Consider the following 21,756-nt stretch of genomic DNA (forward strand, 5'->3'; position numbering starts at 1 on the left):
GAACGAGGAAGAGGTGTCATACCGATTTGAAAGGAAAAATGAAAGGCTTTGGCCTTTATCTTCTGATACTGGTGTTTTTGCTGGCCGGTGTCAGCTATGTTGTGAGCCAGACGTCGCGCACCGAGCCGATCACCTATCTGGATGTATACAAATACTTCCAGGAGGAGAAAGTTGATCAGTTCAAGGTGGATGGCGGGACGCTGACCATGCATCTGAAGGACGACGGACGCGTTGTCAGCTATGACTTGGGGAATTACTTCAGCGTATTTTACGAAGAACTGGGTGAAACGATCCAGGAGCAGGAGCAGAACGGCACGCTGACAGAGGTAAATTATATCACTACGGAAATACCGTGGTGGGCGAATTTGGTGCCATACCTCATCCTGATTGTTCTGCTGGGCGCGTTCTGGTATTTTATGATGAACAAGCAATCCGGCGGCGGCGCAGGTCCGATGCAGTTCGGCAAAGCACGTGCAAAGCTGGCGCAGGACGATAAAAGGAAAGTCACTTTCAATGATGTGGCCGGTGCGGATGAGGAAAAGGCCGAGTTACAGGAGATCGTGGAGTTTCTGAAAAACCCGCAGAAATTTGTGCAGATCGGCGCGCGCATTCCCAAGGGCGTACTCCTGGTAGGCCCTCCGGGTACTGGTAAAACATTGATCGCGCGTGCGGTTGCGGGCGAGGCCGGCGTGCCGTTCCTATCGATTTCCGGCTCGGATTTTGTCGAGCTGTATGTCGGCGTTGGCGCTTCGCGCGTACGCGATCTGTTCGAGCAGGCGAAAAAGAACGCACCGGCGATTGTGTTCATCGACGAGATCGACGCGGTAGGCCGCCAGCGCGGCGCGGGACTCGGCGGCGGGCATGATGAGCGCGAGCAGACGCTGAATCAACTGCTTGTAGAGATGGACGGTTTCGGCGCCAATGAGGGCGTTATCGTGATTGCGGCGACCAACCGTAAGGATATCCTCGACAACGCATTGCTCCGCCCGGGCCGTTTTGACCGCCAGGTCTATGTTGGCGCACCTGACGTTAAGGGGCGCGAGGCAATCCTGAAAGTGCATGCCCGCAACAAGCAGTTCGATCCGGATGTCAAGTTCTCGGATATCGCTAAAACCACGGCCGGATTTACCGGCGCGGATCTGGAGAATCTGCTCAACGAGGCAGCACTGCTGGCAGCGCGCCGCAATAAAAAGCTGATTTCCCAAGATGAGATCGAGGAGTCCCTGCTCAAAGTCGTGATGGGTGTGGAAAAAAAGAGCCATATCATTACCGAGCAGGATAAGCGCCTGACAGCATATCACGAAGCAGGTCATGCAATTTGTTTCCATGTCCTGCCGACGCAGGATCCGGTGCATCATGTAACGATCATTCCGCGTTCCTCCGGTGCAGGCGGCTTTACCATGCCGCTACCGGAAGAGGATCAGGCGTACCGCACCCGAAAGTATATGGAGGAGTATATCATCGTTTGCTTGGGCGGTCGTGTCGCGGAACAGCTTACGATGCCGGATATCTCCACCGGCGCCTACGGCGATATTAAGCAGGCGACGCAGATGGCGCGGGCGATGGTGACCAGTTACGGTATGAGCGAGAGGATCGGGCCGATTGATTACGGCGCGGACAACGGCGAAATATTCCTGGGCCGTGATTTTGCGGCAGGGAAGGGCTACTCCGAGGTCAAGGCAGCGGAGATCGACGATGAGATCCACCGTATTATCGAGGAGGCGCACCACGCCTGTGAGAAGCTCCTGACCGAGCATATGGAGGAGATGTCCCGTGTCGCGGAGTATTTGATCCGTAATGAAACAATGGACGGGGAAACCTTCCTTAAGGTCTATAACAATGAGATCGTTCCGGACAAGGTACTCGGCGAGGATTTGATGCCTGAGCTTCAAAAGGAGCTGGATGAACAGGCACAGAAAAAAGACGACGGCCAGGAAACAGAATAAAAAGAAATCCCACGGGAACCCGTGGGATTTCTTTTGTGGAGAAAAGTCAAAAACTCTTGACATTTTTAAAAGTGTGAGGTATGCTGAAAATGTAAAATAAGTTTGACACTATGCAAAGGGGAGGGAGAGCTTGATATGGGTGCAAAGAGCTATATTTTGATGGCGCTGCCAATAGTGTTTCTGGTTGGCTTTCTTGCGCTGTTTATATGGATTGGGAGGAGGCGGCCGCTGCGTTTCACCGCATTGGCCAATAAGCTTGGTTTGCAGCCCGGGATGCAGCGAGCGGACGAGATGGAGCGGCTGATCCAATACAAAGCAATCTCTATTGCATACACGGTTATGCTGTTTGGTTTGCTGGGATGTACATTTTACAGCGTATTTGTTAAAAATGAAAGCATACCGCTTTCCAACGGCGTTCTGCTTCTGGGCGTGCTGACACAATCGATCGCCACACTTGCGCTGCGGCATCGGTATACGGAGGGAGACGAGGAATATAAGCCCTATCCGCTGTGGAAGACTCTGATGATTGTGCTGGTATTCAGCCTTGCAGTCGGTACGCTGGGAGCGATGCTTGCTATTGGGATTATGATGATATAAGTGAAAATATATGAAGAACGGCATCAAAGCGCTGCGGAAAGCTCACGGCCTGCGGCAGGAGGATATGGCAAAGCTGCTCGGTGTTTCGCGCCAGACCGTAGTTGCAATGGAAAATAACAAATATGACCCGACCCTGGAATTGGCGATGAAGGTTGCCCGCTTATTGGAGCAGCCGGTAGAAAGTATTTTCTTTCTGGAAGAATAAAAGAGCTTCCCCTTAAGGGGAAGCTCTTTTATTGTCCAATATGGTCCCCGCAATAAACGTCAGCCAATGCCACCGGGGATCAGGAAGCTGAATACGACGACGAGCGCTGCCAGGAAAACATAAACATATTTTGCGAGAGGATCAAATACACGGCTGAGCGTTTTTTCCCGACCAAGCATAAGCTCTTTTTTGATTTCCTTGACGCCCAGCACCCAATAAATCATGACCGCGCCGAGAATCGCGCCGATCGGGACCACATAGATCGTAATAATATCCATCCATCTGCCCATAAGCGCCTCCTGCTCGATCAGAAGGCCGACAGCAAGCGTTGCAACGCCGGAAAGCACAACAGCGGTTTTCCTCTTGAGCTTGAGACGGGTCTGCGCCGCTTCGGAAACCGCCTCGAGCATGTTGGCAAGCGACGTGATGCCGGCAAAAAGGACGGAAAGGAAAAACAGGAAAGCAAACAGCCGCCCCATCGGCATTTGCTGAAAGACGCGGGGCAGAGTGATAAACAACAGTTTGGGACCGGATGCAGGATCAAGCCCAAATGCAAAGACCGATGGGATAACGGCAAAGCCGGCGAGCATAGCTGCGCAGGTATCGAGCAACGCGGTCATTGTGGAGGAGTGGACGATATCCTCTTTTTTGCTCAGATAGCTGCCGTAGATGATCATACCGGAGCCCGTGACGGAAAGGGAAAAGAATGCCTGCCCCATCGCCATGACCCAAGTTTTGGGATTCAAAAGGAACTCCCATTGGGGGACAAACAGATACCGGTAACCATCCAACGCGCCGGGCAGGAAAGCGACGCGCACCGCGATAATCAAAAACAGGATAAAAAATGCGGGCATCATAACTTTATTGATTTTTTCGATGCCGCCCGACACACCGTAAATCAGTATGGCGACCGTCATCAGTACAACGATCGTGTGCCAGGGGACGCTGGACAAATGCGCGCTGCTCATTTGGGAAAAGAATACTTCCGGCTCCGTGCGCATCAAGGTGCCGGTCAGTGCGCCAAACGCGCTGCGGACCACCCAACCGACAATAATGGCGTAGCCGATCGCAATGCCGAGCGACCCGAACAACGGGATCGCACCGAGAAAAGCGCCGCCTTTTTTGCCGCGGCTTTTCATCGCGTACTCATATGAGCCGATCGGTCCGGTGCCGGTCAGACGGCCGAACGCAAATTCGCCCGACAGGCCGACGTATCCAAACAGAGCGACAAACAGCAGGTAAGGAATCAGGAACGCCGCGCCGCCGTACTGCCCTGTGCGGTATGGAAACATCCAGATGTTTCCCATGCCGACTGCGGAGCCGACTGCGGCAAGAACAAAGCCTACTTTCGAGGTAAAGGTTCCATTTTCGTTTTTTTGTTTCATAGTACGATTCTCCGTCTCTAATTTCACATGTTTTTTTAGTATATCATAGTTTAGGAAATTAAGCCATATTGGATTTGCCAATAAATCGGATACAGCTTTGTCGAATCATACAAAAGGATTTTGTGAAAAACAAGAATTTTATCACATATTCCCTTGCTTTGCAGGGGTTCATATGGTATGATAGGAAAGCGTGAAAAAGACATCTGTCTTTTTAGGGAGGACAACGCATGATTAAGCCAAAATATTATCTGGTCGAGCGGACATTACTGCCCGAGGTGTTTCAGCGCGTGATCGAAGCAAACGAAGCGATTGCCTCCGGAAAAGCGGCTACCGCAAGCGAGGCGGCGAAAATAGCAGGACTGTCCCGTAGCGCCTATTACAAATATAAGGATGGCGTCCGGCCATTTTTTGAGGCGACGACCGACCGGATCGTAACATTCCATTTCATGTTGCATGATCAGCCTGGGATGCTGTCGAGTATCCTGGGGCTTATGGCGCGGTCCGGCGCCAACCTGCTGACGGTGAACCAATCCATCCCCATGCGGGGGCAGGCCTCGGTCACGATAGCCGCGCGCACCGGTGAAATGAAATATTCCGTCGAAGAACTGGTGCATCGGGCAGAAGCGCTGGAGGGCGTAAATAAGGTGGAAATTTTAGCATCCGAATAAGAGAACAGCCGAAAGGAAGAGAATGACGTATGGTGAAAGCAGCTATCATGGGCCATGGCACGGTTGGCTCTGGCGTATATGAGGTATTTGAAATGAACGCGGAAAAAATCACCCGCGTGCTGGGGGTGCCGGTTGAGGTGAAATATGTACTCGACCTGCGCGATTTTTCCGCATTGCCGTATGGGAATAAATTTGTAACGGATTTTTCTGTTATAGAAAACGATCCGGAGATTTCGGTCGTAGCTGAGGTCATGGGTGGCGTCGGCGCAGCGTATGAGTTCACCAAGCGTTGTCTGCAGGCCGGCAAGAGCGTTTGCACCTCCAACAAGGAGCTGGTCGCGACCCGAGGGGAGGAATTGCTCCGGATTGCGCAGGCGCACGGTGTAAATTATATGTTCGAGGCATCGGTCGGCGGCGGTATCCCAATCATCCGCCCCATGCTGCAGTGTCTCGCGGCAAATGAGTTCGACGAGATCTGTGGTATTCTCAACGGAACGACAAATTATATCCTGACCCAGATGATCCATAACGGCGTCACTTTTGAGGACGCGTTGAAGCAGGCGCAGCTCAACGGCTACGCGGAAAAGGACCCCACAGCGGATATTGAAGGGCATGACGCCTGCCGCAAGATCTGCATTCTTTCCGACCTGGCTTTTGGAGATAAGTTTGATCCGGATGCGGTTTCCTGCGAGGGCATCACGAAAATAACGCTTGAGGATGTGGCTAACGCGGATAAGCTGGGCTGTGTGATCAAGCTGCTGGGCCGTTCCGTACGCTGCGAGGATGGAACCGCGTATGCGTATGTTGCGCCGCACCTGATCCACAAAGAAAGTCCGCTGGCTGCGGTGGAGGATGTGTTCAACGCAATCATGATTAACGGCAATGCCACGGGGGAGGTTATGTTCTACGGAAAAGGAGCCGGCAAGCTGGCGACAGCCTCCGCAGTCGTGGCGGATATGATGGACTGCATGGAACACCGTGACCATCGCCGCCGTATTATGTGGGGGGATGGCTCGCGCTGTTTGCTTCGGCCGTTGGATACGCTGCAAAGCGCATGGTATGTCCGGTTCAAGGGCAGCCAGAAAGATATGGAGGCGGTTTTGCCGGTCGAAAGCGTGACAGAACCGGTTGACGGCGTGGTTGTTGTGAAAACCAGCAAGCTGGCGACCGCCGATATGCAGAAAAAAATCCAGCAGCTCAACGCCTGCGGCAAGGTCTGCGCAGCGATGCGCATGCTCTAAGGGGGGAAACACATGGTAAGGGTAACGGTACCCGCGACAAGCGCGAATATGGGGTCGGGCTATGACAGCATCGGCATTGCGCTTGAGCTTTATAATATTATCGAGATGGAAGAATGCGACCACATTGATATTTCGGATAAAAACGGTCAGTTAATTCCTAAGGATTCGCGGAATTTGATTTACCAATGCGCGAAAAAGGTGTATGATGAATGTGGCTACAACCTGAACGGGCTGCGCATCGTCGAAGACTGTGCGATCCCGCAGACAAGAGGGCTCGGTTCTTCCTCTGCCTGCACAGTGGCGGGGATTATGGGAGCGAATGAGATGCTGGGCGAGCCGCTTGACCGGCAGGCTGTGATCGATCTGGCCGCAACGATCGAAGGGCATCCGGATAATTCCACACCGGCGATTCTCGGCGGCTTCTGCGTCGCGCTGCTGGAAAACGGGCATGTACACCATGTGCGTGTGCCGGTACACAGCGCCATTGACTTTATTGTGTTTATCCCTGACTTTAAGCTGTCAACGGAAAAAGCGCGCGCCGCGCTGCCCAAGACGATCGCGCATCATGACGCGGTCTATAATTTAGCGCGTGCCGCCCTTCTTGCAGGCTCGCTGACGACCGGAAAGCTGGATAATCTGGATGTTGCGACAGGGGACTGCCTGCACCAGCCGTACCGGTTCGGCCTGATCGAAAACGGGGAGGACATCATACAGGAGGCAAAGGAACTGGGGGCGTTAGGCGCATTTATCTCGGGCGCCGGCCCGTCTATTATCGCAATGGTCTATAAGGGGGACCGTGACTACGCCGCGCGAGCGCAGGCCTTGTGTGCGGAAAAATATCCACATTGGCATGCGATGCAGCTTCGCTGTGACGAGGTCGGCGCGACAGTCAAGCGTATTTGAAGCAGGACCGTTTTTGACGGTAGGCGATATAAGGAGGAAACGTAACAAGTATGAGTCTTATTGTGCAGAAATTTGGCGGAACCTCGGTAGCAAATACCGAACGTCTGAAAAACGTGGCGGACATTGTGACGAAAACGGCACAGGCGGGCAACCAGGTTGTTGTCGTCGTATCCGCGCAGGGCGACACAACGGATGACCTGATCGCAAAGGCGGCGGAGCTGAACGACCATCCCTCCAAACGGGAGATGGATGTGCTGCTCAACACAGGGGAAATGATTTCCATGTCCCTGCTCGCGATGGCGATTCAGAAGCTCGGTTTTTCCGTGGTTTCGCTGACCGGCTGGCAGATCGGGCTGGAAACCAACAGCAATTATTCAGACGCGCGCATCAAGCGCATTTCGGGCGACCGGCTGAAGGCGGAATTGGATAACGGGAAAATTTGCATCGTTGCAGGCTTCCAGGGCTTGAACAAAATGGGCGACCTGACAACGCTCGGCCGCGGCGGATCGGATACGACTGCGGTTGCGATCGCAGCGACGCTGGGCGCGGACCTGTGCCAGATTTATACGGATGTGGACGGTGTGTACACGACCGATCCGCGTATCGTACCCGGCGCGCGCAAGCTGGAAGCGATCACCTATGATGAGATGCTGGAGCTGGCCTCGCTCGGCGCGCAGGTCCTGCACAACCGAAGCGTTGAGATGGCAAAGAAGTATAACGTCGACCTGGAGGTCATTTCGAGTTTTACCCGCAATCCGGGTACAAAAGTCAAGGAGGGTTCTCACATGGAAAAAATGAACGTTTCGGGGGTTGCCCGTGACAATAACTGCGCCCGTGTTGCGATTATCAATGTTTCCGATACACCCGGCACCGCGTTCAAGGTGTTTTCGCTGATGGCTAAGCATAATGTAAATATCGATATTATCCTGCAGTCCGTCGGTCGCGATAATAAAAAATCCATTTCGTTTACCATACGGCAGGATGATGCGGACCGTGTGGGAAAAATCCTGCGGGACAATGCCGAAATGCTGGGATATGAGGACGTGTCGATCAGCACCAAAGTGGCGAAGGTTTCCATTGTTGGCGCAGGCATGGCGTCTTCCGCAGGCGTGGCCTCCAAAATGTTTGAAGCGCTGGCCATGGCTGGAATCAATATCCGTATGATCTCCACTTCGGAGATCAAGATATCCGTCCTGATTAACGAAGAAGACAGCGAAAAGGCAGTCAAAGCCATTCATGAGGAATTTTTTGGCGAATAACCGCTATTGATATTTATTTGTCAATCTCGTTGACAATCGGTTGGACGCACGCTATAATTAAACCAGAGTTTGACGACAAGAAAGGGAGAATTACAAATGAAGAAGCTTTGGTGCCTGTTCCGCCGCCGCTTTGCAACGGGGACGGAAAAGCTTTGTGTAGCGTTTTCCGAAACAGAGGGCCGCGTCCGTGCCTGTCCTTACGCGACAGAGGAAGAAGCGAAAGAAAAGTGCGCGGAATATGCTTTCAACAACCGCTCCGAAGGGGAAAATGAGGGCATAGAATAAACCGGTTTACATAAGGCTGAAAAAAGCTCCGGAAGAGACGTCTTTCGGGGCTTTATTTGTCCCTTTCGCGCATGTCAACCGTTGGTTGACAAAAAGAAACGACCGGTTGGTGGCATTTTCAGAGGAAAAGCGGTAGCCTGAAATAAAGAAAAGGCGGTGATCAAATGACTACGGGTGAAAAAATAGCAGCCCTGCGCCGGAAGGCAGGCATGAGCCAGGAGGCGCTGGCGGACCAACTGGGGATATCGCGCCAGGCGGTATCCAAATGGGAAGCGGATCAGGCAGTGCCGGGTATGGATAATCTGGTGGAGCTGGGGCGGATATTTGGCGTGCCGGTCGATGCGATTCTGCGTCCGGACAGCAGACTGCCGGAAAGTGAATCCGCAGAACCGGAAAACGCAGCATCCCCAGGCGTCCCTCTGAAGCGGCCGGTGCTGACAGGGAAAATCAGGTGGTTTGCCATCGCGGCTGTGCTGCTTGCTCTGGCAGGGGCTTTGTGCAATCTTGTGTCCCTCATATGGATTGGACGCCTGCAGGAGCGCGTGGAGGCGCTGCAGGCGCAGGTCAATGCCATACCGGAACGGACGGATACCGTTTATATCCCGCAGTCCGGCGCGCAGGAGGAAAGCGCGCTGGCAGATTTCGATGTATCCTATGATTTGCAGTATGACCCGAACGCACAGACAGCGGAGATGCTGCATGTGTCAATTTATGCCCGGCCGAAAGAACTGCATCCGGAAAATGAAACCGCGAAGTTCTCCATCCAAAGCGGTTCATCAAGCTGGACCTGCAGTGCGCTGTTGGGCCAGGACAACGCTTATTCCGGCGATACGGAAATCCCCATGCGGGATGCGTTTTCGGTTTATCTGGTGCTAACAGATGAAGAAAGCGGCATGGTCCGTAATATTTTGGTGGATCATTTGACAGGCGTGGAGGACGCATATACGCTGCAATTCAGTTCGAGATGGCAAACCGGAGGTATTGCATCCGATTGGGGCGGGACACATGTGTCGGGGTATTTGGAAATTCAAGTGTATTCCCTTGCTCCGTCCATGCGTGTTGCACCCCAGAGCGCGGCGCTCGTTCTGCGCAAAGGGGATGAGGAACTCGAACGCATGGGCGTAATGGTTAACGCAACGGAGGAGGAGTTAGCGCTCCATATGCTACATGAAATCTACCTGTATGCGAAGCCGGACTGGACGGTCAGGGAACCGTTGGAGACGCTGACGGTAGAACTGGAAATTGTGGACGACTACGGCCGTATCACTGTATGGGAGATCGATTAAAGGGAAAAGAGGGACCGCCTAAACGGTCCCTCTTTTCAGCGGTTGATTACGGTCATTTGCAGCCCCTGCATCACATCGAGCGCCTTTTCATGCAGGACAGGGTCAAAGCTGCGGCACAGGGAAGCGTCCACGATAATCTGGGCTTCCGGCCATTGCGCCTGCAGGAGCGCGGCATTGGAAATGACGCACATGTTCGTCACAACACCTACGACCATGATCTCCTTCAAATCGGGAAGCTCACTTCCCAGCTTGGTAAGCTCTGCCGGCGGCATGCCAAAGGTGTGCTTGCAGATGTTGTGAATTTGATGATTGGCACAGGTCTCACAGCATAACTCCTGCGTTTTCCCGTAAAGGCGCCAGCCCTGTTCTTTTGGATTGCAGTGGGGAATGGGCAGCGCGCGTCCTTCCCGCGTCTCCAAATACAGGTCGTCATGGGTGTCATAGGTGAATAAGACGTGATCCCCCTGCGCCAGATAAGCCTGGGCCTGGTGGGCGATCCCACCATCGATCGCGGCGGCCCCGTCAAAGCCGAGCGAGCCGGTCACAAAGTCATTTTGATAATCGATCACTGCAAGAAGCTTGTTCATAACCCATATCCCTCCATTTTTATAATTTTATCATAGCATGATTTTGTGCCGGCAACAACGATTTTATTGCACCGTGCTATGAAGTGGATTATAATAAAAGCACGTCGCGCATATGTTTGGAGCACGGAGGTGCGCGCGATGCAGATCAAGATGGGAAAAAGAATGGTGCTTTGCGTAATGGTTGGATTGCTGGCCGGCCTGACCGCAGTTCACAGCAGCGGTATTGTGCAGACAATAGCGGAAAGCCGCGCCTCCCGCACACTGGTGATCGATGCGGGACACGGCGGTTTTGACGGCGGTGCGGTTGGGTCGAACGGCACCGCCGAACAGGACATCAATTTAAGCATTGCGCAACGGCTGTATGGCTTGGCCGGTTTTTTCGGTGTGCAGGCAGTGATGACACGGCCGGATACGAACGCCTTGGATTACGACCCCTCCCGACCGGTGAGGGAAAATAAAATTTCGGATATCAAGGCGCGGGAGCAGATCGTGCAGCAGGCGGCAAATCCGATCTTTCTCAGCATCCATCTGAACAAGTTCAGCGACCCGCAATACCATGGGGCGCAGGTGTTTTATTCCGCCAACCATGCGGGCGGCCGCGTTCTGGCGGAATATCTGCAGAATAGCCTGATTTATGGCTGCGATCCGGAAAACCGGCGTCAGGCCAAGCAGGCGGAAAGCTCGATCTATTTGATGAAAAAACTCACCTGTCCGGCGGTAATCGTCGAATGCGGGTTTTTATCCAATGCGGAAGAGGAAATGAAGCTGAACGATCCGGACTACCATAAAAAACTTGCCGCCTGCATATTGCGCGGATACCTACAATATGCAAATGGCGACTGACGGAGGAATTATGAAGCAAAAATCGGTTTATTTGTGCAGCGATTGTGGCTATGAAAGCCCGAAATGGTTCGGGAAATGCCCTTCGTGCGGCGCCTGGAACACAATGAGCGAGTTCAAAATACAGCCGGAATCAGCGGCCCGCGGGACCAACAGCTTCCCGCGCGGCGCATCGCGGCCGGTGCCGCTCAGCGAGATTGAAAGCGGGGATGAGGCGCGGTTCCATTCCGGTATCGGGGAGCTCGACCGCGTTTTGGGCGGCGGCGCGGTACATGGCTCCTTTGTTTTGGTCGGCGGCGAACCGGGGATCGGCAAATCCACGCTTTTGCTGCAGATGTGCCAGGAGATGTGCCGGAACGCCAAGGTGTTGTATGTATCGGGTGAGGAATCCCTTCGGCAGATCAAGCTGCGCGCGGCGCGACTACAGATTTCTTCGCCGGAGCTATACATTCTGTCCGAAACGGATATGGAGCAGATCATCCAGGAAACTGAGCAGATGGAACCGGATATCCTGATCGTGGACTCGATCCAGACCGTTTATAAACGGGATCTGACCGCCGCGCCGGGTGGTACAACGCAGATCAAGGAATGTGCGATGAGCCTGATGCAGTACGCCAAAAATAAAAATGTGACTATTTTTATCGTCGGCCATGTCAACAAAGAGGGAACACTGGCGGGGCCAAAAATTTTAGAGCATATGGTGGACTGCGTGCTGTATTTTGAGGGAGAAACGACAGGGCCGTTTCGCTGTCTGCGCGCGGCAAAGAACCGTTACGGCTCCACCAACGAAATCGGTGTATTTGAGATGAGCGACCATGGCCTGCTGGAGGTTAACAATCCTTCGGCGGCCATGCTGGCCGGACACCCACAGGGTGCCTCCGGTAACTGTATCGCCTGTGTGATGGAGGGCAGCCGTCCTCTGCTTGCCGAGGTGCAGGCGCTCGCGGCAAAAACACAGTTCGGCGTGCCGCGGCGCACGGCGGCTGGGGTGGACTATAACCGGATGGTTCTGCTGCTGGCGATTCTAGAAAAGCGCTGCGGCTTTTTCCTTTCGTCCTCGGATGTATATGTCAATGTGGTCGGCGGCATGCGCCTGGACGAGCCTGCGGTTGACCTGCCCATGGTTCTGGCGATTGCGTCCAGCTTTCGGGACAAGCCCCTGCCGGAAGGGGTAATGGGCTTTGGGGAGATCGGGCTTACCGGCGAGCTGCGCGCGGTGTCGGGCGCGGCGCAGCGGATCAACGAAGCGTACCGGCTTGGCTTCCATACCTGCATCATGCCGATGCAGGACATCGACGAGACGTTGACGAAAAAAATGAATATCGTGCGGGTGCGCACGGCCGCCGATGCGATTCGCGCGGTATTATAAAACTGCAAATTACTACAAAAAATACGAGAGTAAATCCGACCTTTTTGCCGCAGACTATCAGTAGTCTGCGGCGGGAGGTCGGTTATTTTATGGAAAAACAAGCGCGTATTGTTTTAGCTATGACTGCGGTGGTGCTATCGGTAATGCTGGGGGTGGCCTGCTTTTTCCGCGCGCCGAAGCCGGCAGCCGTACAGACGGCGGTCGCTTCCGCACAGGATATTTACAACAGCATCACCGTACAGGGTATTGTGGAAGCGGCCGACAGTGTTGCGGTATGTCCCTATGAAAACGCGGTGATAACAGCGGTATACGCTGCGGTAGGTGATTCCGTAGAGGCTGGAGACATCCTTTGTTCGCTTGTGCCGAGGGAAGGCAAGGAGCTGGAGGCATCAAGCCTCCAGAGCGTTTGGAAATCTTTTTCCGAATCATCCGATCAGACGGTGGCCGCGGAGGAGCGGGATGCGATACGGGCGCCTGTTTCAGGGACGGTTCTTACGCTTCCGATGGAGAATGAACAGGTGTGGTCGGAGGTACCCTGCGTGCAGATCGCGGACCTGAACAATATGCAGGTTCGGGTGCGCACCCCCGAGGTCTATGCAGGCAATCTGCAGCGCGGCCAGATGGCGAACATTACAGCGTCCGCTGCCGGGGAACGGGTGTACAGCGCATCGGTCGCTTCAATATCACCGGTTGCGGTCCGCACGGTTAGCTTGACAGGAGAGAGCGGGGAGGCCACGGTGGAAGCGGTGCTGCCGTTGCGGGGAAGCACCGAAGGACTGCGGCCCGGCTACTCCGTTACGGCTAAAATATTTACCGACTATCATCCACAGGCGGTTGCCGTACCCTATGAAGCGGTATGCCAACGCGGCAAACAGGAATATGTATTCTGTGTGCAGGATGGCAGGGCAGTGCAAAAAGCGGTCACGACAGGTTATCTGTTGGAGGAAGTCACGGAGATCACCGAGGGGCTAACGGCCGGAGAGCTTGTGATCCTCTCGCCGTCGGACGACCTGACGGACGGTACACCGGTCGAGGTGGCGGCATGAGGCTTGTCGATTTATTTCGGCTGGCCCTTGGAAATCTGCGGGAAAACCCCTTGCGCACCGGACTATGCGCCTTATCGGTTGCGGTTGGCACCGGCGCCTTGCTCCTGATCGCCTCGATCGGGCTGTTTGGCAAAACGCAGGTAGATGTGACGCTACAGACGCTTGGCGTGAGCGGGCTGACCGTTTATCTGGACAACCACGGTTCCGGCAATCCGCTGTCCGCCGAGCTGGCCGATCAGATGGGACAGGCGGTGGAGGAGATTGAGCAGGTAATGCCGATCAAGGCCAAAACAGGAACGATCCGCGCGGGATATGTGAGCGAGAACGCTGTGTTTCTCGGCGCGGATGAGCGCCTCGGGGATGTGATGCGGCTGGAGGTGCTTTTCGGCAGCTTGCTTACGGAGCGTCAGGCCGCGTCCGGCCAGCCGGTGGCAGTCGTTGGGGACGATCTGGCGCAGGCGCTTTATGGGCGCGCCAACATTGTAGGGCGCACCGTGCGAGTCCGTTTGGACGGAGTGGAGCAATATTTTACGGTCTGCGGCGTTGTTCGGGCACAGACAAGCGCGCTGGGCGGCGCGCTTTCCTCCTTTGCGCCGCACCTGATCTACATTCCTTATGCGTATCTGGCATCACGACAGGAGAATGCGGATCAAGTGTTTGTCCAATGCGCTGCGGAAGCGGACCTGTCCCATGTCAGTAGCCGGATATCCGGCTACCTGACCGATCGGGGAAAGGTGGACGGGACCGTGCGGGTACAAAATATGTCGGGCATGGTGGACGCGGTGGAGCAAATGGCCAACCTGTGCATCCTGCTGTTCCTTGTTGTGGGTGGGATCACATTATGTGTGGCATTGATCGGCGTATTATGCAGCATGCTGGCCGCGACGCACGAAAAAACAGGGGAGATCGGTGTGTTTTTGGCGCTGGGGGCGCAGCCGCGTGATATCCGGCGTCTGTTTTTGCTGCAATCCGCTCTGCTGTGCGCTTTTGGCGGCGTCTGCGGCTGGGGATCGGTTTGCCTGCTGCTGTTGTTCGGTGGTACTGTTTTACTGCCGGGCTGGATGCTGTCTGCGGCGATCCTGCTCCTTTCCCTCGTCTGCGGAGCGGTGGCAGGCCTGCTGCCAGCCATTCGGGCGGCACGGCTCGACCCGATCGACGCAATCCTGAAATAGGCCTTTCCTTTCAAATCCCCCTGTGTTAAAATGGATAGGGAAAACAGACATGAGGAAAGGTTGAAAACCATGCGCCATATCATTGATCTTAGCGATTTAACAGAAAAAGAGTTCGCTGATCTGTATAAACTGACAACAAATATAATCGATCGTCCGGAAGGCTATACGGATGCCTGCCGCGGCAAGGTGCTGGGCAGCCTGTTTTACGAACCGTCGACACGGACAAACCTGTCGTTTTCAACAGCGATGATGCGGTTGGGCGGCAGTGTGGTTGGCTTTTCCGATCCTGGCTCCTCCTCCACGGCAAAGGGGGAGACGCTGAAAGACACGATCAGCATGGTATCCAGCTATGCGGACCTGATTGTCATGCGCAACCCGCGCGAAGGTGCGGCGAAAGCGGCTTCGATGTACTCTTCGGTTCCCGTGATCAATGCCGGCGACGGGGGACATCTGCATCCCACACAGACTTTGACCGACATGGTGACGATCCTGCGTCTGCGCGGCTCGGCGGATGATATGAAAATCGGCCTGTGCGGGGACCTGAAATATGGGCGCACGGTCCATTCGCTGCTGCATTTTCTGGAGCGCTACCATAATGTGCAGGTTTATCTGATTGCACCGGAAGCGCTTAAGCTGCCCGACTATATGATTCGCTTCCTGAACGATCACAGCATGCCGTATTGTGAAGTGAACAGTATTGACGAAGTCCTGCCGGAACTCGACGTGCTTTATATGACCCGTATCCAGCGCGAGCGCTTTGTGACTGCGCAGGAATATAAAAACCTGGAAGGCAGCTACCAATTGACTGCGGAAAAAATGAAGCGCGCCAAAAAGGACATGCTGGTGCTCCACCCGCTGCCACGTGTGGACGAGATCGCGCAGGACGTGGACGAGGATCCGCGTGCGGTTTATTTTCGTCAGGCGAGGTTTGGGATGTTCGGCCGTATGGCGTTGTTGCTGACGCTTTCCAAATTGCCATTCATCCGTGCAGGACATCAGGAGATCGGCGCGCACGGCGTCCGTTGCTCCAACCACAAATGTATCACCAAGACCGAACCATACCTGCCGCTGGAAGGTACACCCGGCAGCCGTTGTCCCTATTGCGACGCGCCGTTGGAGATGCTGCTGTAAAATCAAAAGCCCTGACCCGAACGGGTCAGGGCTTATTCTATTTGTCCCAATCCACCTTGTGCTGCAGTGGACCGGAGCCATGCCCCAGCGCCAGGCCATAGCGGATACAGGCGGTCAGATAGCGTTTGGCGCGTTTAACGCTGTCGGCCAGGGGGATTCCCTGCGCCAGCCCGCAGGCAATTGCGGAGGAGAGCGTGCAGCCGGTGCCGTGGGTATTGGGATTATCGATGCGGGGCGCAGACAGCCAGTGGAGCTGGCCGTCCGCAAACAGAAGGTCGTCGGCACAGTCCCGCAGATGCCCGCCCTTGACCATCACAGAGCCTTGGGTCAAGGGGGCGATCGCCTGCGCGGCCTGTTCCATGTCCGCACGGCTGCGGATGGTATGGCCGCATATCGCGGCCGCTTCCTGCAGATTGGGAGTAACGAGCGCGCACAGGGGGAACAACTCGTCCAAAAGCGTTTTGGCGGCGTCAGGGCGCAGCAGCGCGCTTCCGCTGGAAGAAAGCATCACAGGGTCGAGCACGATGTTTTCAGCATGGTAGGCGCGCAGCCGCTCCGCCACCGTGCGGATGATATTGGTATCATACAACATACCCAGCTTTACGGAGTCCGGACGGATATCCTCAAAAACGCAGTCGATCTGTTTGGCGACAAGCGCTGCGGAAACAGGCTGCATATCAAAAACGCCTGTTGTATTCTGTGCGATCACGACCGTGATAACGGCCATACCATACAGGCCGTACGCCTCGATTGTTTTCAAATCGGTCTGGATACCGGCGCCGCCGGTGGGATCGGTGCCGGCGATGGCGAGTACGGTTTTCATTTTTCTTCCTCCAATCCACTTCCGTCAAACGCAGGAATAAAGCTCTCTCCAACTGCTTGCTCCTGCTGAAAAAAGCCGCTCAGCCCGAGCGAGCGGAACAGCGTGCAGGCATCCTCATACTCTTGGTCCGTGACCGTGCGGTTCAGTTCGGGCCAACACTCCATGTCAAACGGCGTATACTGCCGCATCAGGCTCACCAGCACAGTATCGCTGAATCGGACCGCGATATCACGAAGCACCTGGGCGGTATCGCCGGCAAGCCCCGGCAGCATCAAATGCCGGATAATTGTTCCGCGAAGGAGCAGACCGTTGGCATCATACTGGGGCGGCCCGCTCTGCCGTACCATTTCCGCAATCGCGTCAACAGCGGTTTCACGGTAGTCCTCTGCATGGGAATAGCGCGCAGCATAATAGCTGCTGTAATATTTATAATCCGGCAAGTAAATATCGATCCATCCGTCGAGCAGGGCGAGCGTATCCTCGCTTTCATAGCCGCTGGAATTGTAAACAATAGGGATATTCAGCCCCAGCAGCCTGGCCTGTGCCAGCGCCTCGATGACCTGTGGCGCATAGTGCGCGCCGGTGACCAGGTTGATGTTGTGCGCGCCTTTGTTCTGAAGCGAAAGAAAGGTTTTTGCCAGCTCGGCTATAGAAACGGTCGTGCCGCTCGCCGCGCGGCGGCTGATCTGGCGGTTTTGGCAGAACACACAGCCCAGGGAACAATGGGTAAAAAATACCGTGCCGGAGCCGTGCGTGCCGGAGATCGGCGGTTCCTCCCACAGGTGCAGCGAAGCGCGGGAGGCCTCCACCTGCGCGCCGGCGCCGCACAGGCCGCGTGTGCGTGTCCGGTCGGCACCGCAGGCGCGCGGGCATAATGTACAGTGTTTGAGCAGACCTGTCAAATTTACCCCTCCAATGAAGTATATTATAGCGTATTTTGGTCTGGAAATAAAGACGGGATTTATGCTATACTAAATGAAAAGCAAAACTGTAGGAGATAACCGACATGAAAATATCTGACATCTTAAAGCAGGACAAGGTGACGCTGTCCTTTGAAGTGTTTCCTCCAAAGAACGGCAGCAGCTATGAATCGGTTGCGCAGGCCACGCAGGAGATCGCGGCACTGCGGCCGGACTTTATGAGTGTGACCTATGGCGCGGGCGGCGGTACGAGCGAGCATACAGTACATATCGCATCTGATTTGCATAAAAAATACGGCGTTACCGTATTGACGCATCTGACCTGCGTATCCTCGACGAAAGCGCATGTATCCTCTATGCTGGAAGCGTTCAAGGCGCATGGCCTTGAAAATGTGCTTGCGCTGCGCGGCGATATTCCGGCAGGCGGCGCCCCTGCAAACGATTACCGTTTCGCGGCCGAACTGGTGTGCGATATCAAGGAGCAGGGAGATTTTTGCGTGGGCGGCGCGTGCTATCCGGAAGGGCATGTCGAGGCGTCCAACAAAACCGAGGATATTCTCCGACTCAAGGAAAAGGTGGAGGCGGGCTGCGAATTTTTGACGACCCAGATGTTTTTTGATAACAATATCCTGTATAATTTCCTGTACCGGATCCGCGAAAAGGGGATCACCGTACCGGTGGTCGCGGGCATCATGCCGGTAACGAATGTAAAACAGATCAAGCGTATCACCGCAATGTCTGGTACTTATCTGCCCGAACGCTTTAAGGCGATCGTCGACCGCTTTGGCGACAATCCAGCGGCGATGAAGCAGGCGGGTGTGATTTATGCCACCGAACAAATCATTGACCTGATCGCCAATGGAGTAAACCATATCCATGTTTACTCGATGAACAAGCCAGAGATCGCTGCGGAGATCCAGGCAAGCCTGTCGGAGATCCTCAAGTGATTACGTTCGACCGCAGCGAAGCGCTTCGATATTTGGGCTACCGCGGAACCGAACCGGATGCGGCGGTGGAGGAAAGCCTTGTCCGCTGCGCGGAGGGATTGCAGGACGTCATCCAGCCCCAATCTGTCTTCCGGCGGTTCCCGCTGCGCCATCCGGCTGAGAATATGCTGGATGTGGCGGGCGTTGCAATTCACAGCAATCACCTGGCGCGCAACCTGAAAGACTGCACAGACGTTTACCTGATGGCGGCAACGCTGGGGATAGGGGCGGACCGGCTGATTGCCCGTGCATCTGCCGTGCGCATGAGCGACGCGGTGATTTATCAAGCTGTCGCCGCCGCGATGATTGAGGCTTATTGCGAGGAAGTGAACGATATGCTGCGTCGGGAAGCCGGCAACTACGGCCTGTACTGCCGGCCGCGCTTCAGCCCCGGGTACGGCGATTTTGACATCGGTCACCAGCGGGATTTGAGCCGTCTGCTGGATACGCCGCGAAAGATCGGGCTGACGGTAACCGAAAGCTGCCTGCTAGCGCCGATCAAATCGGTGACCGCGGTGATCGGGCTGTCCGCCACGCCGCAGCCCTGCCACCGAAAGGGTTGCGAGGAATGCGGAAAAACAGACTGCGCTTTTAGGAGATAAGGAATAATGGAACTGAAAGAACGCTTAGGGAAAGAATGGTTGTTTTTTGACGGCGGCACAGGCACGATCCTCCAGGAACGCGGCCTTGCGGCAGGGGAACTACCGGAAACCTGGAACCTGACGCATCCGGAAGAAATCATATCGCTGCATTGCGGCTATTTCGAGGCGGGCAGCGATATCGTCAACACCAATACCTTCGGTGCGAATGCTCTTAAATATCCGCATAACCTGCGTCGGATTGTGCAGGCGGCAGTAGCGCATGCCAAAGAAGCAAGGCGGCGCACCGGACGGGAGGACGCCTATATCGCGCTTGATATCGGACCAACCGGCCGGCTACTGCAGCCGATGGGCGACCTGCCGTTCGAGCGCGCAGTTGAATTGTTTGGGGAAGTCGTGCGTATCGGCGCTGCCGCCGGCGCCGATCTTGTTTTGATTGAAACAATGAGCGACAGCTATGAGGCCAAGGCCGCCGTGCTTGCGGCAAAGGAAAACTGTCGGCTGCCAGTGCTTGCAACAATGATTTTTGACGAGAAAGGCAAGCTGCTCACCGGCGGTACGGTGGATTCCACAGCGGCCATGCTGGAGGGCCTGGGAGTGGATGCGCTCGGCGTTAACTGCGGGCTTGGACCAAAGCAAATGCAGCCGATTATAAAGCGGCTGACCGAGGTCAGTTCACTTCCCATTATTGTCAACCCCAATGCAGGCCTGCCGCGCAGCGAAAACGGCAGGACTGTATTTGACATCAACGCGGATGAATTCGCCCGCCTGATGGGGGAAATCGCAGAGATGGGGGTACACCTGCTCGGCGGTTGCTGCGGCACCACGCCGGAGCATATCCGAAAAATGATCGCCGCCTGCAGGACAAAAAGCTTTGCCCCCGCGGTCAGGAAGCACCGCACAGTCGTTTCCTCCTTCTCCCAGGCGGTCGAGATTGGCGGTAAACCGGTCATTATCGGAGAGCGGATCAACCCGACCGGAAAAAGCAAATTCAAGGCAGCGCTGCGGGAAAATAACATTGAATATATCCTTTCTGAAGGGATGGCGCAGGAGGACAGAGGCGCGCATATTCTGGATGTCAACGTCGGCCTGCCGGAGATCGACGAGCCGGCTATGATGGCACAGGTGGTGACCCGACTGCAGAGCGTAATCGCGCTGCCGCTGCAGATCGATACCTCAAGCGTTGAGGCGATGGAGCGCGGCATGCGGCTGTATAACGGCAAGCCAATGATTAATTCGGTCAGCGGAAAACGGGAGAGCATGGAGGCAGTGTTTCCGCTGGTGAAAAAATACGGCGGCGTGGTGGTCGGTCTTGCGCTCGATGAAAACGGCATTCCCTATACCGCAGAAGGGCGCGTGCAGATAGCCAAAAAGATATATGAGACAGCCGCGTTCTACGGGATTGCAAAGGAAGACATTGTGATCGACGGTCTGGCGATGACAATTTCCTCTGACAGCGGCTCAGCGCTTGTTACATTGGAAACGCTGCGCCGGATTCGCGACGAACTGGGTGGGCATACGATACTTGGTGTGTCCAATATCTCGTTCGGACTGCCGCAGCGGGAAATTATCAATGCTAATTTCTTTACCATGGCGCTGCAGAACGGGTTATCTTGCGCGATCATCAATCCAAACGCCGAATCGATGATGTGTTCCTACCGGTCTTTCCTTGCCTTGAGCGGGCAGGACGAACAGTGCGCGGGCTTTATCACAGCGTATGGAAATCAGCAGGCGGCCTTGCCGGCTTCAGCCGGGGCGGTCATGGCGCTGGGCGAGAGTGTGGAACGCGGCCTTCGTGAGCGCGCTGCGGAAGCGGCGCGGGACCTGCTGCGGACCGTGCCGCCGTTGGAGTTGGTGAACAACGAGCTGATTCCGGCGCTTGACCGCGTGGGAAAGGGCTTTGAAAAGGGGACGGTATTCCTCCCGCAGCTCCTGATGAGTGCGGAGGCGGCAAAAGCCGCGTTCGAGGTCGTCAAGGACGCGATGCGCGGCGCACCGCAGGAAGTGAAAGGCAGAATCATCCTGGCGACCGTAAAAGGGGATATCCATGATATTGGGAAAAATATCGTCAAGGTACTCCTCGAAAACTACGGTTATCAGGTCATCGACCTTGGAAAAGATGTGCCGCCGGAAACGATTGCCGACACAGCGGTCAGGGAAAACGTGCCGCTGGTGGGTTTGAGCGCGTTGATGACCACCACGGTCGTCAGTATGGAGCAAACAATCCGGCTGCTGCGCGAACGCAAGCCCGACGCAAGGATCGTGGTTGGCGGCGCGGTGCTGACACAGGAATATGCGGATTCCATCGGCGCGGACTGCTATGCGCGTGACGCAATGGCGACCGTGCATTACGCCGACCATATTTTTGAAAGCTGATAAACAGGGCTGCGGAAATATTCCGCAGCCCTGTTTTCGGGTATATTGTAGTTAAGCGGCTCCTGCCAGCTCTTCCAGCGCTTCCTGCTTGGTATCGGCGGAAAACAGAAACGCGCCGGTATCGTCGTATAC

General features: G+C 55.2%; 21 protein-coding genes. 17 read left to right on the forward strand and 4 right to left on the reverse strand.

Features of this window, described 5'->3' with window-relative positions; all coding sequences use genetic code 11:
- Window positions 1-38 precede the first annotated feature (38 nt).
- The 3 genes from ftsH to OCV66_RS01030 all read left to right on the forward strand — a co-directional run bounded on the left by ftsH (window position 39) and on the right by OCV66_RS01030 (window position 2,748).
- Window positions 39-1,946 (forward strand): ATP-dependent zinc metalloprotease FtsH, encoded by a 1,908-nt coding sequence (gene ftsH, locus OCV66_RS01020; protein WP_054325911.1) that lies wholly within the window; start codon window positions 39-41, stop codon window positions 1,944-1,946.
- A 135-nt stretch (window positions 1,947-2,081) separates the two neighbouring features.
- Window positions 2,082-2,543: a hypothetical protein gene (locus OCV66_RS01025; RefSeq protein WP_107630465.1), complete on the forward strand. Its 462-nt coding sequence runs from the start codon at window positions 2,082-2,084 to the stop codon at window positions 2,541-2,543.
- A 10-nt stretch (window positions 2,544-2,553) separates the two neighbouring features.
- Window positions 2,554-2,748: a helix-turn-helix transcriptional regulator gene (locus OCV66_RS01030; protein ID WP_054325913.1), complete on the forward strand. Its 195-nt coding sequence runs from the start codon at window positions 2,554-2,556 to the stop codon at window positions 2,746-2,748.
- Window positions 2,749-2,807: 59 nt separating this feature from the next.
- Here the strand turns inward: OCV66_RS01030 and OCV66_RS01035 are convergent, their stop codons facing one another.
- The gene (locus OCV66_RS01035) at window positions 2,808-4,133 is read right to left on the reverse strand and encodes a sodium-dependent transporter (protein WP_054325914.1); all 1,326 of its coding nucleotides are present in this window, start codon (window positions 4,131-4,133) and stop codon (window positions 2,808-2,810) included.
- Window positions 4,134-4,360: 227 nt separating this feature from the next.
- Between OCV66_RS01035 and OCV66_RS01040 the strand changes: the two genes are divergently transcribed.
- From OCV66_RS01040 to OCV66_RS01065, 6 genes are all read left to right on the forward strand, one after another.
- The gene (locus tag OCV66_RS01040) at window positions 4,361-4,801 is read left to right on the forward strand and encodes an ACT domain-containing protein (protein WP_107630467.1); all 441 of its coding nucleotides are present in this window, start codon (window positions 4,361-4,363) and stop codon (window positions 4,799-4,801) included.
- Between the two features lie 29 nt (window positions 4,802-4,830).
- Complete coding sequence (locus OCV66_RS01045; RefSeq protein WP_107630468.1) at window positions 4,831-6,042, forward strand: homoserine dehydrogenase; 1,212 nt, start codon at window positions 4,831-4,833, stop codon at window positions 6,040-6,042.
- Between the two features lie 12 nt (window positions 6,043-6,054).
- Window positions 6,055-6,945 (forward strand): homoserine kinase, encoded by an 891-nt coding sequence (gene thrB, locus OCV66_RS01050; protein WP_054325915.1) that lies wholly within the window; start codon window positions 6,055-6,057, stop codon window positions 6,943-6,945.
- A 50-nt stretch (window positions 6,946-6,995) separates the two neighbouring features.
- Window positions 6,996-8,204, forward strand: a complete 1,209-nt coding sequence (locus tag OCV66_RS01055; RefSeq protein WP_054325916.1) for an aspartate kinase — start codon at window positions 6,996-6,998, stop codon at window positions 8,202-8,204.
- A 96-nt stretch (window positions 8,205-8,300) separates the two neighbouring features.
- A complete protein-coding gene (locus OCV66_RS01060) occupies window positions 8,301-8,489 on the forward strand; it encodes a hypothetical protein (protein ID WP_107630470.1) in 189 nt (62 codons plus the stop codon).
- Between the two features lie 164 nt (window positions 8,490-8,653).
- A complete protein-coding gene (locus OCV66_RS01065) occupies window positions 8,654-9,775 on the forward strand; it encodes a helix-turn-helix domain-containing protein (protein ID WP_054325917.1) in 1,122 nt (373 codons plus the stop codon).
- A gap of 35 nt (window positions 9,776-9,810) precedes the next feature.
- Here the strand turns inward: OCV66_RS01065 and OCV66_RS01070 are convergent, their stop codons facing one another.
- Complete coding sequence (locus OCV66_RS01070) at window positions 9,811-10,362, reverse strand: cysteine hydrolase family protein (RefSeq protein WP_054325918.1); 552 nt, start codon at window positions 10,360-10,362, stop codon at window positions 9,811-9,813.
- A 138-nt stretch (window positions 10,363-10,500) separates the two neighbouring features.
- On the opposite strand from OCV66_RS01070, the gene OCV66_RS01075 reads away from it, so the two are divergent.
- The 5 genes from OCV66_RS01075 to pyrB all read left to right on the forward strand — a co-directional run bounded on the left by OCV66_RS01075 (window position 10,501) and on the right by pyrB (window position 15,920).
- Window positions 10,501-11,205 carry an N-acetylmuramoyl-L-alanine amidase gene (locus OCV66_RS01075; protein WP_159068016.1) on the forward strand — a complete coding sequence of 235 codons (705 nt, stop codon included), beginning with the start codon at window positions 10,501-10,503 and terminating at the stop codon, window positions 11,203-11,205.
- Window positions 11,206-11,215: 10 nt separating this feature from the next.
- Window positions 11,216-12,571 (forward strand): DNA repair protein RadA, encoded by a 1,356-nt coding sequence (gene radA, locus OCV66_RS01080; RefSeq protein ID WP_107630473.1) that lies wholly within the window; start codon window positions 11,216-11,218, stop codon window positions 12,569-12,571.
- An 89-nt stretch (window positions 12,572-12,660) separates the two neighbouring features.
- Entirely contained in the window at window positions 12,661-13,617 is a 957-nt protein-coding gene (locus OCV66_RS01085) for an efflux RND transporter periplasmic adaptor subunit (protein WP_107630474.1), read from the forward strand.
- Window positions 13,614-14,789, forward strand: a complete 1,176-nt coding sequence (locus OCV66_RS01090; RefSeq protein WP_147573675.1) for an ABC transporter permease — start codon at window positions 13,614-13,616, stop codon at window positions 14,787-14,789. The genes OCV66_RS01085 and OCV66_RS01090 overlap by 4 nt, the downstream gene beginning before the upstream one ends.
- 69 nt (window positions 14,790-14,858) lie before the next feature.
- Window positions 14,859-15,920 carry an aspartate carbamoyltransferase gene (gene pyrB, locus OCV66_RS01095; RefSeq protein ID WP_054325923.1) on the forward strand — a complete coding sequence of 354 codons (1,062 nt, stop codon included), beginning with the start codon at window positions 14,859-14,861 and terminating at the stop codon, window positions 15,918-15,920.
- Between the two features lie 37 nt (window positions 15,921-15,957).
- On the opposite strand, the gene thiD is transcribed toward pyrB, so the two are convergent.
- Together thiD and OCV66_RS01105 are read right to left on the reverse strand one after the other, a co-directional pair.
- On the reverse strand, window positions 15,958-16,743 hold the full coding sequence (gene thiD, locus OCV66_RS01100) for a bifunctional hydroxymethylpyrimidine kinase/phosphomethylpyrimidine kinase (RefSeq protein ID WP_054325924.1): 786 nt from the start codon (window positions 16,741-16,743) through the stop codon (window positions 15,958-15,960).
- Complete coding sequence (locus OCV66_RS01105) at window positions 16,740-17,645, reverse strand: radical SAM protein (RefSeq protein WP_054325925.1); 906 nt, start codon at window positions 17,643-17,645, stop codon at window positions 16,740-16,742. The genes thiD and OCV66_RS01105 overlap by 4 nt, the downstream gene beginning before the upstream one ends.
- A 104-nt stretch (window positions 17,646-17,749) precedes the next feature.
- Between OCV66_RS01105 and metF the strand changes: the two genes are divergently transcribed.
- From metF to OCV66_RS01120, 3 genes are read left to right on the forward strand one after another with little or no spacing between them, the layout of a single operon-like run.
- Window positions 17,750-18,610, forward strand: coding sequence for a methylenetetrahydrofolate reductase [NAD(P)H] (gene metF / locus OCV66_RS01110; RefSeq protein ID WP_054325926.1), 861 nt, complete (start codon window positions 17,750-17,752; stop codon window positions 18,608-18,610).
- The gene (locus OCV66_RS01115) at window positions 18,607-19,251 is read left to right on the forward strand and encodes a vitamin B12 dependent-methionine synthase activation domain-containing protein (protein WP_054325927.1); all 645 of its coding nucleotides are present in this window, start codon (window positions 18,607-18,609) and stop codon (window positions 19,249-19,251) included. The genes metF and OCV66_RS01115 overlap by 4 nt, the downstream gene beginning before the upstream one ends.
- Window positions 19,252-19,257: 6 nt before the next feature.
- The gene (locus OCV66_RS01120; RefSeq protein WP_054325928.1) at window positions 19,258-21,624 is read left to right on the forward strand and encodes a homocysteine S-methyltransferase family protein; all 2,367 of its coding nucleotides are present in this window, start codon (window positions 19,258-19,260) and stop codon (window positions 21,622-21,624) included.
- The last annotated feature ends 132 nt before the right edge of the window (window positions 21,625-21,756 follow it).

It is taken from the genome of Agathobaculum ammoniilyticum (genome assembly GCF_025567315.1).
In the GTDB taxonomy this organism is placed as follows: domain Bacteria; phylum Bacillota; class Clostridia; order Oscillospirales; family Butyricicoccaceae; genus Agathobaculum; species Agathobaculum ammoniilyticum.